The organism is uncultured Winogradskyella sp., from assembly GCF_947498345.1.
Taxonomy (GTDB): domain Bacteria; phylum Bacteroidota; class Bacteroidia; order Flavobacteriales; family Flavobacteriaceae; genus Winogradskyella.
Window position 1 is genome coordinate 1 of sequence record NZ_CANMJY010000001.1, and the last position, 14294, is coordinate 14294.

At 32.0% G+C, this 14294-nt stretch carries 13 protein-coding genes; 4 read left to right on the plus strand and 9 right to left on the minus strand.

Annotation, left to right across the window (positions count from 1 at the left end):
- Nucleotides 1-89: 89 nt before the first annotated feature.
- Nucleotides 90-1100 (plus strand): type IX secretion system membrane protein PorP/SprF, encoded by a 1011-nt coding sequence (locus tag Q0912_RS00005; RefSeq protein WP_299110593.1) that lies wholly within the window; start codon nucleotides 90-92, stop codon nucleotides 1098-1100.
- A 43-nt stretch (nucleotides 1101-1143) separates the two neighbouring features.
- Here the strand turns inward: Q0912_RS00005 and Q0912_RS00010 are convergent, their stop codons facing one another.
- Entirely contained in the window at nucleotides 1144-2310 is a 1167-nt protein-coding gene (locus Q0912_RS00010; protein ID WP_299110596.1) for a vWA domain-containing protein, read from the minus strand.
- Between the two features lie 7 nt (nucleotides 2311-2317).
- Nucleotides 2318-3346, minus strand: coding sequence for an SIMPL domain-containing protein (locus Q0912_RS00015; RefSeq protein ID WP_299110599.1), 1029 nt, complete (start codon nucleotides 3344-3346; stop codon nucleotides 2318-2320).
- Nucleotides 3347-3726: 380 nt separating this feature from the next.
- Here Q0912_RS00015 and Q0912_RS00020 point away from each other — a divergent pair, with 380 nt between their 5' ends.
- The 3 genes from Q0912_RS00020 (at nucleotide 3727) to Q0912_RS00030 (ending at nucleotide 7185) form a co-directional block, all read left to right on the plus strand.
- On the plus strand, nucleotides 3727-5733 hold the full coding sequence (locus Q0912_RS00020; protein WP_299110601.1) for a histidine kinase: 2007 nt from the start codon (nucleotides 3727-3729) through the stop codon (nucleotides 5731-5733).
- A gap of 76 nt (nucleotides 5734-5809) precedes the next feature.
- Nucleotides 5810-6544, plus strand: coding sequence for a LytTR family DNA-binding domain-containing protein (locus tag Q0912_RS00025; RefSeq protein WP_299110604.1), 735 nt, complete (start codon nucleotides 5810-5812; stop codon nucleotides 6542-6544).
- A 125-nt stretch (nucleotides 6545-6669) separates the two neighbouring features.
- A complete protein-coding gene (locus Q0912_RS00030) occupies nucleotides 6670-7185 on the plus strand; it encodes a gamma carbonic anhydrase family protein (RefSeq protein WP_299110606.1) in 516 nt (171 codons plus the stop codon).
- On the opposite strand, the gene Q0912_RS00035 is transcribed toward Q0912_RS00030, so the two are convergent.
- The 7 genes from Q0912_RS00035 to Q0912_RS00065 all read right to left on the minus strand — a co-directional run bounded on the left by Q0912_RS00035 (nucleotide 7175) and on the right by Q0912_RS00065 (nucleotide 14234).
- Complete coding sequence (locus Q0912_RS00035) at nucleotides 7175-7522, minus strand: GTPase (RefSeq protein WP_299110608.1); 348 nt, start codon at nucleotides 7520-7522, stop codon at nucleotides 7175-7177. The two genes, Q0912_RS00030 and Q0912_RS00035, sit on opposite strands and share 11 nt — an antisense overlap.
- An 88-nt stretch (nucleotides 7523-7610) precedes the next feature.
- Complete coding sequence (murI, locus tag Q0912_RS00040; protein ID WP_299110610.1) at nucleotides 7611-8390, minus strand: glutamate racemase; 780 nt, start codon at nucleotides 8388-8390, stop codon at nucleotides 7611-7613.
- Between the two features lie 63 nt (nucleotides 8391-8453).
- A complete protein-coding gene (locus tag Q0912_RS00045; RefSeq protein ID WP_299110612.1) occupies nucleotides 8454-8954 on the minus strand; it encodes an OmpH family outer membrane protein in 501 nt (166 codons plus the stop codon).
- Nucleotides 8955-8986: 32 nt separating this feature from the next.
- Nucleotides 8987-10102, minus strand: coding sequence for an OmpH family outer membrane protein (locus Q0912_RS00050; RefSeq protein ID WP_299110614.1), 1116 nt, complete (start codon nucleotides 10100-10102; stop codon nucleotides 8987-8989).
- Between the two features lie 155 nt (nucleotides 10103-10257).
- Complete coding sequence (bamA, locus tag Q0912_RS00055) at nucleotides 10258-12831, minus strand: outer membrane protein assembly factor BamA (RefSeq protein ID WP_299110616.1); 2574 nt, start codon at nucleotides 12829-12831, stop codon at nucleotides 10258-10260.
- A complete protein-coding gene (locus Q0912_RS00060) occupies nucleotides 12803-13543 on the minus strand; it encodes an isoprenyl transferase (RefSeq protein WP_299111883.1) in 741 nt (246 codons plus the stop codon). The genes bamA and Q0912_RS00060 overlap by 29 nt, the downstream gene beginning before the upstream one ends.
- A gap of 1 nt (nucleotide 13544) precedes the next feature.
- A complete protein-coding gene (locus Q0912_RS00065; RefSeq protein WP_299110618.1) occupies nucleotides 13545-14234 on the minus strand; it encodes a DUF6089 family protein in 690 nt (229 codons plus the stop codon).
- Nucleotides 14235-14294: the final 60 nt, after the last annotated feature.

Consider the following 14294-nt stretch of genomic DNA (forward strand, 5'->3'; position numbering starts at 1 on the left):
TATTGGTTCTTGGTTGAGTACGACGAACCAACATCAGGACAAAGAAAAGAGTTTAAAGCCCATTTTACCTTGAAACGATAAAATTTATTATGAGATTAAAAAAGTTTTGTTTAGTAGCGTTTACTGCAATAGTAGCAAATTTTAGTTTTGCACAAGAAGGAGTACCAATTTATTCAGATTATTTAACCGATAATTATTATTTAATACACCCTTCTATGGCAGGTGTTGCAAATTGTGCTAAAGTGCGACTTACAGCTAGGCAGCAATGGTTTGGTGTTGATGATGCACCAAGTCTACAAACATTAAGCGCCAATGGTAGAATAGGGGATTCTCCAGTAGGGATTGGTGGTATTTTGTTTAATGATGCCAATGGTTACCATTCTACTGTAGGTGGGTATGCTACTTTTGCTTATCATTTAATGTTCTCAAGAAATGAGATCGATTTAAATATGTTATCATTTGGATTAAGTGCAGGTTTCCTACAATATAAATTAGATGAAACCGATTTTTTAGCACCAGGTGAGTTTGATCAGGCTATTGCTGGTATTGAGCAAAGCGCTACAAATTTTAACATTGATTTTGGCTTCTCGTACCATTTTTTAGATTTTTATGCTCATTTCACAGCTAAAAACATATTAGCAAACGAAGGTATTAATTTTAATGACCAAGGTTTTGAATTTGATAATCTACGAACTTATTTAGGTTCTATAGGCTATACTTTTAGCAAATTTGGAAGTGATTGGAGCTACGAACCTTCGATTATGTATATGTACAGAGATGCAACAGAGGAATCATCTATTGATATTAATGGAAAGGTATATCGTGAGATGGATTTTGGAAAAATATGGGGAGGCTTATCCTATAGGAGAAGTTTAGATGGTGCTGAATTTGTTGATGGTTCGGGTACAAGTAGCCAAAAGCTACAGTACTTTACTCCTTTTATAGGTGTAGACTATAATAATTTTGTGTTTGCTTACACTTATTCTTATCAAGCTAATACCATTAATTTTAATACTGGAGGTTTTCATCAAATCACACTAGGTTATAATTTTAATTGTAGAAGAGAGAAATACGAATGTAATTGTCCAGCAATAAACTAATAAAAAAGGCTTGATTTTTAAATCAAGCCTTTTTTATTTTGAACTATTCCCACGTATAATTTTTCTGTTGAGCTTGTGTTTTTATAGCTTTTATCATAGCACTTTCTAGACCGTTAGTTTTATTTGTTGATTTTTTTGAAATATAATCACGACGCTTTATATTTAATTCTACGATAGCTTGTTGGAGCTTTTCTCTGTCTTTACTTTTCTTTTCGATATAAGATTTTATTTCAGCTTTAGACTTTCCTTTTAGTTCATCAGGGAGTTGTTCTTCTTTTAAATCATCATAAGAAAAATGGACATCTTTCTCAGCATCAACTAAATCCCAAGAACTGTTTTTGTACAACCTGGAACTTTTACTTACAGTCCTGCTCACAGCATTTGCTTTATTATAGCCTCTGGCATTAGAATCTTGTTGAGCTTGAAGTTGCATTTTTGCCAGACCTGTTCTTCCGTATGCAACATAAGTTTTATTGAGTTTTTCGTTTAGCTCTAGGATTTTATCATCATAAGGAGAGGCTACATGAACTGTTACTTGATTATGGCTTATCGCCATATAATCACCATGGGTTAAATCAGCACCATCTTTCCAATAACTCGAAATACCTTGATTATAATCACCACAAAATATAGTATTTACAGTAACATCATTCTGATGAGCTAATTTTGAAGCTTCTTTATAATTCACTTGCCCTTGAGTATAAGGTTCATTTCCTGCTATAAAAATAAGTTTTAGATCGTTTTTGTTATCACCCCATTCTAATTGATTCAATGCTGTCTTAATTACTTTCCCGCAATATTCATTTCCTCCGTTAGTTGTTAATGAAAATAAAGATTTAGAGATCTCATCCAGATCATCACTAAATGCAATAACTTGTCTTAAGTAGCCTTCATCAGCGTTAAGATTATCATTGCCATATTCGTAGACTGCGATTTTAAGGTTAGGGCTCTTTTCTTCACATTTGGCATAAGACAATTCGTTTACAATTTGCCAAAGTTGTGCCTTAGCTTGGTCAATAAGTCCGTCCATGCTGTTGCTTGTGTCTAGTAAAAGAGCGACTTTAATTTCAGGTTTTTTTATGTTTGATTTGGTTACTAGTTTTGTTTCAATAATAGAAACATCTTGAGTATTATTCTTTGAATTTGCATTACAAGCTGTAACTATTGCTAGGCTTAATGCCAGAGTTGTGGTTTTAAATACATTTTTCATAACTATATTATTTTGTTTTTAATTCTTTTACATCAATGGTGCCATTGGGTGAAATAACATAATATTTGTGCTCAATTTCTGTTTTTGTAACGGGCCTTTCTTTTTGTTCTTTAGGTTTTGGAGTCAATACTAATTTTATATTCATTCCCATTTGTACAACAGGTTCTAATATTGATGGATTAATTACTAAATCGTAACGCTCATAGGTTAGTGGTTGATAGTAATATGATGTTTGCTTTTTTACAGAATTAATAGCTTTTCCTTTTTTTAAAGCATCAAATGATACGCTGTTGTAGGCTTGGTAGCTTTGATAAAAGTCTTTAGGGAAATAACAATACTTATCATCTGCAATTGTAACATTGTATTGTGATAAATCAAAGCCAAGTATGCTATAGTAAGCCTTTTTATCTACAATAAGTTTTAATAATTCACCTTGAAGGTTTTTATAAACGGTCTGAATATTTTCGATAAAATAATCGACCTTAACTAAATTATATACTTCACTTTTTGCACAGGCTTCAAGAATACTTTCAAACTGATTAGTTTTAGTAAACTGAATATGTATATTTTGTTGTAACTCAAATCCTTTAGGAACTTCAGTATACGTTTTGCTAAACAACTTTTTGGTAACTTCAACTTCGTATACAGGTACAAATGATATCACATCAATCGCAAAATTTTTCTGAGTAATCCCTTTTGCATTTAACCGCATTTTAATACTATCTATACGTTGTTTCATTAAGGCATTTGTTTTTTCTGCAGTAGGTCCTATTTGAGATATATTAAACATTGCCGTATATGTGGTTGCGCTTACATTTTGAAGCGCTTTTACATCTATAGTTAATACATTACTTGGGTGTAATATTTTATTAATTTGTTGATGTACAGTTGGATTATATATTGTTGCATTACCAGAAGCAAGTATGTTTTGCCTAGAAATTTCTGGTGTAATTTGATTGTAGTTTCCTCTATGTTGAGCAATTAGTATGCTACAACAGAATAGAAATACCATGGAGGCTAAATTGTTTTTTTTCATTTTGATTTATGTGTTTTGATTAATGATGCCATAAAGCTCTGTCGAAAAAACTTCAATAAAAATCAAGAATGAGTGAAGCGTAGTTGTCGATGCGTAAAATAGGTCTAGCCTTTAGTTAACTATACCAATTGATTACCTAAAAAACCTCAATTTTTATGATGCTATTTTTTGAAACCAAATAAAGTATGTAAGTTTAGTCCAATTAATAAATATTAGTGTTAGTGAAACCAAATAATATATACATATTAATCCTATTTTTTTGCACTCTTAGCTTATATAACTTTGGGCAAAACAATAGGGTTGAAAATTTTGAGGATGAACGACTATTTATTATAAGAGGATCTGTGTATGATAAATTTACTCACAAGCCCTTTAGAAATGTGGAAATATTTATTAATGGAGGTAAATACACAAGAACAGCTGTAGACGGAACATTTAATATTCAAGCTAAAATAGGTGATGAGCTTATTGTGCAGCACAGTGATTTTGAACCTATATACTATACTATAAAATCGAATGAACGTATCAACATTGAGGTTATAGATGAGCAGCAAGGTAGAAGATCTAAAGTAGATGTTAATACGAAGAATTTTAATAAAATGATTGACTCTGCAGATGCGTATTTAAAAACCGATGCGGAAAAAAGTATAAAATTTATAGGTAATGCTTTAAATATAGAAATTTCATCATACCAAATAGCAGAAGCACATGAATTATTAGGTGATATTTATATGTATTGGAAACAATACGACTTGGCTATTTCTGATTATAAAATTAGCATTCAAAATGCCGAAAAATCTTCTGCCATATTAAAATTAGCAAGGGCGTATTTTAATAATAGCGATTATTCAAAAAGTCTTTCAACATATCAAGATCTTAATGAAAAAGATTTATCTAATTATGACAAAACAGTTTTGTACGAGGGTATAGGGGATGTTTACCTAAAAATGGGTGATATACCAAAAGCTATTAGCGCATATAATAAAGGATTAAAAATAGCTAAGAAACATTTAATAGCACCAAAAGTAACGGATTTTAATTCTAAAATAGCAGAAGCGTATAATGAAAAAGGGGAAGTAGATAAGGCTAAGAATTTTTATAATAGTTCTCTTAATTTAGCTGCTAAAGAAAATAAAAAACGAGTCGTTGAAGAACAAGTAAAAGTAGCAGAATTTAATAGCGCAAATGAAGATTATGAAAGTGAGATTGTATTAAGAAAACAGGCTATTGAGAGTATTGAGGATATAGAAAAAGATTCAATTATACCTAATGAAAGTGCTTTGACATCGCAGAAACAAAACTATAAATTGGGTAATGCCTATCTACTTAATAATGATCTTGAGAATGCTATTCCTTCGTTTAAAAAGAGTATAGAAGAATCTGAAAAAAAAGGAGATTTAGATGTAAAGAAAGACGCAACACGAAAGCTATCAGAAGCATTTATAGATATGGGTAATGCTGAAGAAGGCTTAAAATGGTTAAATGAGTATAAGAAAACGGTTGATCAAGCCTATGCCAAAAAAGTACAAGAGTTATCCCAAGTAGCGCGTTTTAGCAGAAATCTGGCAGAGCAACAAAATAGAATAACCTCCTTAGAAAGTGATAGAGCGTTATCTAGAAGTACATACGAACTTACACAAGAGCGTAATAAAAGCCAGCAGCTTATTATTTATTCGCTTATTGGTGGTTTGATCTTGTTATTAATAACAGGCTATTTAATGTTTAAATATATAAAGCAGCAACGTTTAGCAAATAATCTGTTAGCATTAAAATCCTTAAGAAGCCAAATGAATCCGCATTTTATTTTTAATGCGTTAAACTCTGTAAACAGTTTTATAGCTACCAATGATGAGCGTACAGCTAATAAATATTTATCTGATTTCTCACATCTTATGCGTTCGGTTTTAGAAAATAGTGAAGAGGATTTTATTCCTTTAAAAAAAGAAATTGAATTATTAGACTTATATACTAAACTCGAACATTTCAGATTCCAGGATAAATTTGATTATTCTATTGATGTTGATGAGAGTGTAAATGTTGAAGAGTTTCAAATTCCACCAATGTTATTACAGCCTTATATAGAAAATGCAGTTTGGCATGGATTGCGCTATAAAACCGAAAAAGGACATTTAAAGATTACTATACAACCTAAACATAAAGGAGAAATAGCCATTACCATAACAGATGATGGTATTGGCAGAGAACGTTCTAAAGCCTTAAAAACAGCTAATCAAAAAAAGCAGAATTCTAAAGGTATGAATAACATAAAAAAGCGTGTTGCCATTTTAAATGAGATGTATAAAGATAAAGTCGATGTGGTTATAGAAGATTATCAAAATTTAGAAGATGCAGGCACTAAAGTTGTTGTAACATTAAAAAAAGATTAAATAAAATTAGAAATGCATTGTTTAAAGTTGAGAGTAACTTTTGCGATACACAGTTTCTAGATTCAAAGTAAAAACCATGAAGTTAAATGCTATATTAGTAGAAGACGAAGAAAAAAGTAGAGAGATACTTAAAAATTATCTTACAAAATATTGTCCAAATATTTCCATTATTGGGGAAGCAGCAAATGTAGATGATGCACTTGTACTCATAAGAAATAACAAATTAGACGTTGTGTTTTTAGATGTAGAAATGCCCTATGGCAATGCTTTTGATTTATTAGACAAAGTAGGTGATATTAATTTTGAAACCATATTTGTAACGGCCTATAATCATTATGCTATTGAAGCCCTTAATGCCCATGCATCCTATTATCTCATGAAACCTATTTCTATTGATGAACTGATAAAAGCTGTAGATTATGTTACCGAAATTAGAGCTAAGGAGGATGCTTTACAAGATCAGGTTTTAGTGCCAAAAACAAATTCGGTAAATGGTAAGATCACTCTACCACAACAAGATGGTTTTGAGATTTTAGAAACTGCAGATATAATGTATTGTAAAGCAGATGATAATTATACAGAAATCTACCTTAATAACAATAAAAAGAAGCTAGTCAGTAAGACCTTAAAATATATAGAAGAAAGCTTAAAAGATGCCAATTTTGCCAGAGTACATAAAAGCTATTTGGTTAATGTTAATGAAGTAGTAAAGTATAAAAAGGGTAAAGGAGGAAGTGTTGTATTAAGCAATGGAAAAGAGATAATGGTATCTGCTTCTAAGAAATCAGATTTGTTATCCTATTTTAAATAATACTTTGCTGCATTAATACAAGAAATTAAATAGATGCAACCAATAATTTTGTATTTTGAATTAATTATAACCCAAAGGGATTTTAATTACTTTTTTGCGAAATTCCTTTTCTCAAAAGAATATATATGCCAATAATAGAAGCAGTAAAAGGAATATATCCTCAAATTCCTGATAATTGTTTTATCGCTGAAAATGCAACTATAGTTGGGGAAGTCACTATGGGAAATAATTGTAGTGTTTGGTTTAATGCCGTGATTAGAGGAGATGTACATTTTATAAAAATGGGAAATAAGGTTAATGTACAAGATGGAGCGGTTATCCATGCTACATATCAAAAATCGCCAACTACAATAGGAAACAATGTCTCTATTGGACATAATGCTATTGTACATGGTTGTACAATTGAAGACAATGTACTAATTGGTATGGGAAGTATTGTTATGGATGATTGTGTAATAGAAAGTAATAGTATTATTGCAGCTGGCGCAGTAGTAACCAAAAACACTATAGTTAAATCAGGAAGTATTTATGCAGGAGTGCCAGCCATAAAAGTAAAGGATATTAGTAAAGTTCTAATCTCTGATGAGATAGACAGAATAGCTAATAACTATGTCAAATACTCTAGTTGGTTTAAACAATAATTTTTAGTAGCTCAATCAATTCTTCTACAGTTGTAATTTCATTTAAAACATCTGGGCTTAAAATAGTGGTAAGCTGATGTTCTTCTAGTTTTAAAACTATTGGGTACATCATTTTAACATTTGGAAATGTGTTTTCGAACACATCTTTGTGGTAAAATTCCATATCAAAATGATTTTCTTCTCTAAAGGTTTTCCAAATCATATTTTCAGAAAAAGTATCGTAAGTCAGTGCACACAAGTTACAAGTATATGTAGAAGGACTAAACAGTTTATGGCCAACATCTAAAAGGGCATTTAATTTTCCAGAATTGGCATTGTAAATAAAAAGTAACTTCATATTCTAATTAGTTACAAATATTCATTAACCCTTACATAATAGTAGTTAAAACGTTTCATAGAGATTCTTGCTTTTTGTTAGAATAACACTAAAAATCTAAATAATAGGTTTCAAATTTATGGTTCATTATTGTATTAAGAACCTCTGTATCTCCGTTAGAGTACAACTTAATTGAAGGTGGTTTTGTGTTATGATTCAATAAATCATTATTTATAAGTATGGCTTTGGTTTGCTTTGCTACAGCTAAACCAGAATCTATAATTTTCACATGTTTAGGGAGCATCTCAGAAAGTATTGGAATAAGATAAGGGTAATGTGTACAGCCTAGAACCAAATAATCGATGTTATGCTTTAGCATAGGTTTTAGATAGGTTTTTAAAAGATCTTGCATTTCACTAGAATATAACATTCCAGATTCTATGAGAGGAACAATACCTTCGCCAACCTGCTCAATAACTGTAATACCATTAGCATATAAATCGGTTGTTTTGTAAAACAAATGACTACTCAAAGTACCTTTGGTCGCTAATATACCAATAGCTTTGGTTTGTGTATTTAAAGCTGCTGGTTTAATTGCAGGCTCTATGCCAATAAATGGTACATCGTAATTAGCTCTTAAATACGAAATAGCATTTGTGGTTGCCGTATTGCAAGCTACAACTATAATTTTACTGTTTTTGTTGAGAAGTAATTCGGTGTTTTTAATACCTAATTGAAGTATTTCTGCTTCAGATTTATTACCATAAGGGGCGTTCTTACTATCAGCCAAATAGATATAATTTTCGTATGGTAAAAGTGTATAAATCTCTTTAAATATAGATGTGCCTCCAATACCAGAATCAAATATGCCAATAGGTGAATTACTCATAGTACAAAAATAAAAAGTCGCTTATAAAATAAGCGACTTTCTAAATGTTATTTCTTTATTAGATTAAATTCCCATCTCAGCTTTAACATCTGCCATAAGGTCTTTGCCTTTAGCAACTATTAAACCACCAGCCTCTAAAACATAATCAAAGCCTTGTGTTGCAGCTACTTTCTCTATAGCAGCTTTAGCTTTTTCTGTTATAGGTTTTAATAAATCAAACCTTTTTTTCTCTAAGCCTTGTTGTGCTTGTTGCTGATATTGACCTAAACTTTGTTTCATGCTTTCAACTTCTTGCATACGCTTTTGGTTTTCTTCTTGTGTTTGGGCACTAGCTTCAGCATCGTATTGTTTCAACTTGGCTTCAAGTTCTTTAATGGATTCTTGTATTGTCGCTTGATACGTTTGACCTAACTTAGCAATTTCATCATCTGCCTTTTTATATTCTGGCATTGCCTCGATTAGTTTTTGAGTATCGATGTGTGCAATTTTACTTTGGGCAGCCATAAAACTCGTAGCTCCGATAAAAAGTGCTGTTGCAAACAATAGTGATTTTAAATGTTTCATTTTTTCTAAATTGTATTTGTGTGTTATAATTATTAATTGTTTTCTCCTTCGTTCTTCTTAGCTTTAGCTATAGAATCTCTCTTTCTTAGTTGTTTTTCACGCTCTTCGCGTGCTTTTTTTCGTTGATCAATTATTCTTTGTTTTTTGGCTTCTAATGCTTTTCTTCTTCGTTCTCGGTCTTTAGCTTTTATTTCTGCAGCCGTCAAAGGTTTTTTAGCCTTTACCGAATCATTCTTTACAGCCGTTTTTGCTTTTGTACTATCTGCAACCGCTGTTTTCGAGTTTGTTTTTGAATTAGCAGGTGGTAGATTTTTAGCTTCAGTTTTTTCAGTTTCTGCCTCAGTTTCTTTGTCGCTAGATTTTTTATCACGTGCGTCTATCACCTTTTGTCGTCGTTCTGCTGCTTCACGTTTTTTTGCTGCTCTAATCGAATCTTGAGTCGCTCTTCTTGCTGCCAGTGCTTTTTCTCGTTCAGCACGTTTTGCGGCTAATTCTGCTTCTCTCGTTGCTTTTCGTTCGTCTAGAGCTTTTTGGCGCTCATCTTTTTCTTCACTTACTACAGGTACAACCTCTTCATCTTCTAAAGCTTTTCGCTCTTTCTTGCTTTTTGCCTGATTTCTTTTAGATGTTCTTGTAATTGTTCTGAGAACTTGCTCACTAATATCGTAACGTTCAGCAGAATATAGCATCACTACGTCTGCAGACTTATCAAAAACAAAATCGAACTTTTTGGTTTCAGCAATTTGCTGTACAGCCGAAAATATCTGATCTTGTATAGGTTCTATCAATTGACGTTTTTGAATAATTAAATCTCCGTTTGGACCAAAACGTTTTTGCTGATAATCTAATATTTCTGCCTCTTCAAATGAAATATCTTCCATGCGTTCTTCATACAATTCTTTAGTAAGTAAAACGCTCTCGTTTTCAAGCTCTTTTTTCTTTTGCTCTATAACACCGAGTTTTTTTTCGATCTCTGTTTTCCATTGCAACACTTTTTTATCGAGTTGTGTAGATGCTTCTTGATATTCTGGCACATTTTGTAAAATATATTCAGTATCAATATAGCCAATCCTTACACCACGCTGCGCATTAGCACCAAAGCTTATTAGACCTAATATTGCCAGTAAAAAAAGAACTTTAAATTTCATCATTTTTGTTTTTTGTTTGGAGACATTTTTCTTGTCAATCAAATGTTTTGTCGTTTAGAGTGTTACTAATCTTCAAATTTAACGAAATATATCTTTAAAAATTTTAACACCATGATGAAATCCATATTCTACAATTAGAAAATATCGTGCCAAACTTAAAATTGTTGTCCAATAATAAAGTGTGTTTCCCATTTTCTAGGCGATGTTCCATCGGGTAAATCATCAAAAGCGTGACCAAAATCTATACCAAGTAAACCAAAGGCTGGCATAAAAATACGTAATCCAACACCAGCCGATCTTCTTAAGTTAAAAGGATTAAAATCCTTAAAATCATTAAGAGATTGACCGCCTTCTAAAAATGAAAGTGCATAGATTTTTGCTTGAGCGCCTAAGGTAATTGGATAACGCAACTCTAAAGAAAACTTATTATAGATTGAGCCACCATCTTGCGAAGATAAGGATTGATTAGGGTAACCACGTAGCTGAACGACTTCTCTTCCGTCTAATGCAAAATTTCCTAAGCCATCACCACCAACAAAGAAACGTTCAAATGGGATAACACCTCTATCGTTGTTATATGCTCCCAAAAATCCAAATTCTAAACTTGGTCTTAGGACTAATTTTTTTGTTAATGCAGTATACCAATCTGCTCTAAACTTAATTTTATAAAACTCTAACCACTTAAAACGTTCTTGGTCAATTTCGCCAATTCTTGCAAAATCGTCTGGATCGGCAGGATCTAATTGCTCACGTTCTTCTTTTAATGCTTTGTAATCTACACCATTAACCAGTGAGTAAGGAAAAGTAAATTTTGCTGAAGCCGTAAAGCTAGATCCACCTGTTGGAAATATAGGGTCTATTGATAGGTTATTTCTACTTAAACCTATAGTGTAGGATAAATTGTTAGAAGATCCATCCCCAAATGTAAATAAGCCCGTATTATAATTTTTTAAATCATAATGCTGATAACTTATGGCCTGAGATAATAAGAAATAATCATCTGGTTTTCTAAGTCGTGTTGAAAGCCCTACAGTTAACCCAGTAATATTAAAACGCCTGTTTCTATCTGCTCTACGTGTCTGTGGATTAAATAAAAATTGTCTGGAATATGAAAGTGATGTTGATAGCTGAAATGGTTTTTTGCCACCTAACCAAGGTTCGCTAAACGAAAAACTATAGGTTTGAAAAAACTGACTTGCCTGTAATCTTAGAGCTAAACTTTGGCCATCACCTCTGGGTACAGGCTTGTAAGCATCTTTTTTAAAAATATCTTTAATAGCAAAATTATTAAAAGATAAGCCTAAGGTACCAATGAAGCCACCACCACCATAACCTCCTTGTAGTTGTATTTGGCTAGAACCTTGTTCTACTACTTCATATTCTATATCTAATGTCCCTTCTACAGGGTTAGGGTTTTTTATGTTTGGTGTTAGTTGTTGGGCATCAAAAAAACCGAGTTGACCTAGTTCTCTTAATGTTCTAATGATATCTGACTTTCTGTATAATTCACCAGGTCGAGTTCTTATTTCTCTATATATTACATGGTCATTGGTAATATCATTACCTTTTACTGTAACATTATTAAAGTATGCAGGTTTACCTTCTGAGATACGAATTTCCATATCTATGACATTACCATCTGCACTAACCTCAACAGGGTTAATAGTTGAGAACATATAACCAGTATTCTGATAGAGGTTGGTTAAATCTGCTGCATCAGGATTTTTAGTATCCGCTATGCGCTCTCTAAGCTCTACACCGTTATAAGTGTCTCCTTCTTTTATTCTTAGTACACTTGCCAATTGTCTGTCTGTATACACAGTATTACCAACAAAATCAATTTTACCGAAGGTGTACTTTTCGCCTTCTTCTACCTTGATGTTTAAGCTTATAGTTTTATCATCGTTGTAAATAATTGAATCTGAAATAATCCTCGCATCTCTATAGCCATTCTCTTTGTATTTATCTACAACACTAACCAAATCAGTTCTAAAATCTTCTTCTATATATTTAGAGCGTTTTAAAATTCTGATAAAATTTCTCTTCTTCGTATTTTTCATGGCTTTACGAAGCTTTTTATCTTTCATCTTTTCATTGCCAACAAAGGTGATTTTTTTAATTTTTACTTTTTCGCCCTTGTCAATTTTTACAAGCATATTAACTCGCTCTTTCTCGAGAGAATCAACAACTTGGGTTGTTACAATGTTAACCTTAGTATTTAAAAATCCTTTTTCTTTGTATTTGTCGGTAAGATAATTTCGGGTTGTAGCAATAAGATTCTCGGTTACTTTTGCACCAGACTGGAGTTTATTTTCGCTAATAACCTCATCTTTTTTACGTTTCTTAATACCTTCTATTGTTACTTCATTGAGCTCTGGTAAATCGATAAGACGAATCTCTAAATCTGCAGTATTACCCTTAATATTTGTTATAAAAATATCTATACTACTAAATAGATTAGATTTCCATAATGTCTTTACTGCATTTGCAATTTTCTCTCCACCAACTTGTATTTCTTCATCTTTTCTCAGTTTAGAGTATGCAATGATGGTTTGTTCACTAAAGTTAGTGTTCCCCGTAACAGAAATGTTTTTGATTATGTATTTTGCTCCACCTTCAACTTGGGCATTACCTACCAGTGAAATTGAAAAAAATAGTAAGGTACATATAAATTTAGTAAAGGTGCTCAATACTGATTTATTAGGTAAGTTGTTCGCTTGTTTTTCCAAATCTTCGTTCTCTATTTTGATAATTTATCAGCGCTTCGTATAAATCTTCTTTTTTAAAATCAGGCCATAAAATATCTGTAAAATATAATTCTGCATAGGCTATTTGCCATAGCAAAAAGTTACTGATGCGCTGCTCACCACTTGTGCGAATTAGCAGGTCTACATCTGGTAAATTTTGCGTGTAAAGATGCTTATTTATAATGGATTCGTCAATACTTTCTGTAGAAATTATATTATTTTTAACTTTAAGTGATAATTCTTTAATAACATTAACAATTTCTTCACGAGAACCATAGCTTAATGCTAAAGTTAATGTCATATTCGTATTGTTTTTAGTTTTTTCTATAACATCTAAAAGTTCTTGATTTGCTTTTTTGGGTAGATCTTGTAGAGAACCAATTGCTGATAATTTTATATTGTTATCCTGTAAGGTTTTGATTTCCTTTTTTAAGGATTTTACCAAAAGCTTCATCAATGTCTGTACTTCTAATTTAGGTCTGTTCCAGTTTTCTGTAGAAAATGCATAAAGCGTTAGGTTTTTTATACCTAATTCAGCACTGGCTTCAACTACTTGCCTTACAGCTTTAGTGCCATTTTCATGCCCTATAACACGCATAAAGCCTTGTTGTTTTGCCCAACGTCCATTTCCATCCATTATGATTGCCACATGGTTTGGAAGTTTTTCTTTATTTATTTGTTCTTTAAGGCTCATGTTAAAAGTTACAATAGCAAGGTCTTCTACCAAAGGTGTAAGTTAATGTAATTCCTGAAAATACATACCAATCATTACTATTGGTATTACCAAAGCTTAAGTTTTCTCTAGATTCAGCGTCTGGTACACTCCCATCTAATTCGTCTGAAAATGTGTATCGAGCCCCTATCTCTGCGGCCAAAACTAAATGATTAGAAATGTTGCTTTTATATCCTAAAACCATTGGAATGCCATAAGCCCAACTACTCGTATTTTCTGATGTATACTGTCCAGTAGTAGTGAAAAAGTAATTATCATGATTGGTTAAGGTGATACCAGAATAAAGATAAGGGGTACCTTTTATACCAGAAGTATGTAAATCAAAATCCCAAAACGTAAACTCCATACCTGCAGAAATTTCTAAAATACTAGTATTAAAGCTATACCCACGTTGTTTTCTCCTTGGATCATCAGATTTACCATCTATACCTTCTAAATCAGAAAATATTACAGAGGCTCTAAACGAATGTCTGGGACTTCTGTTCCACTTTACTATAGCACCAAATGCAGCTTGATTAGGTGATATGTAATCCGTAGCTCCAACATCTCCTATAAAGTTACTTCCGCCAGCAAATATACCAACCTCATAGATTTGAGCACTAGTATTTTGGGTGAAACATATACTTATTAAAATTAGGATTAAATACCTCATAAATTTTTCAAAGTTTGCAAATATAACAATTCTGATTAGCCTATAACAATTTGACACAAA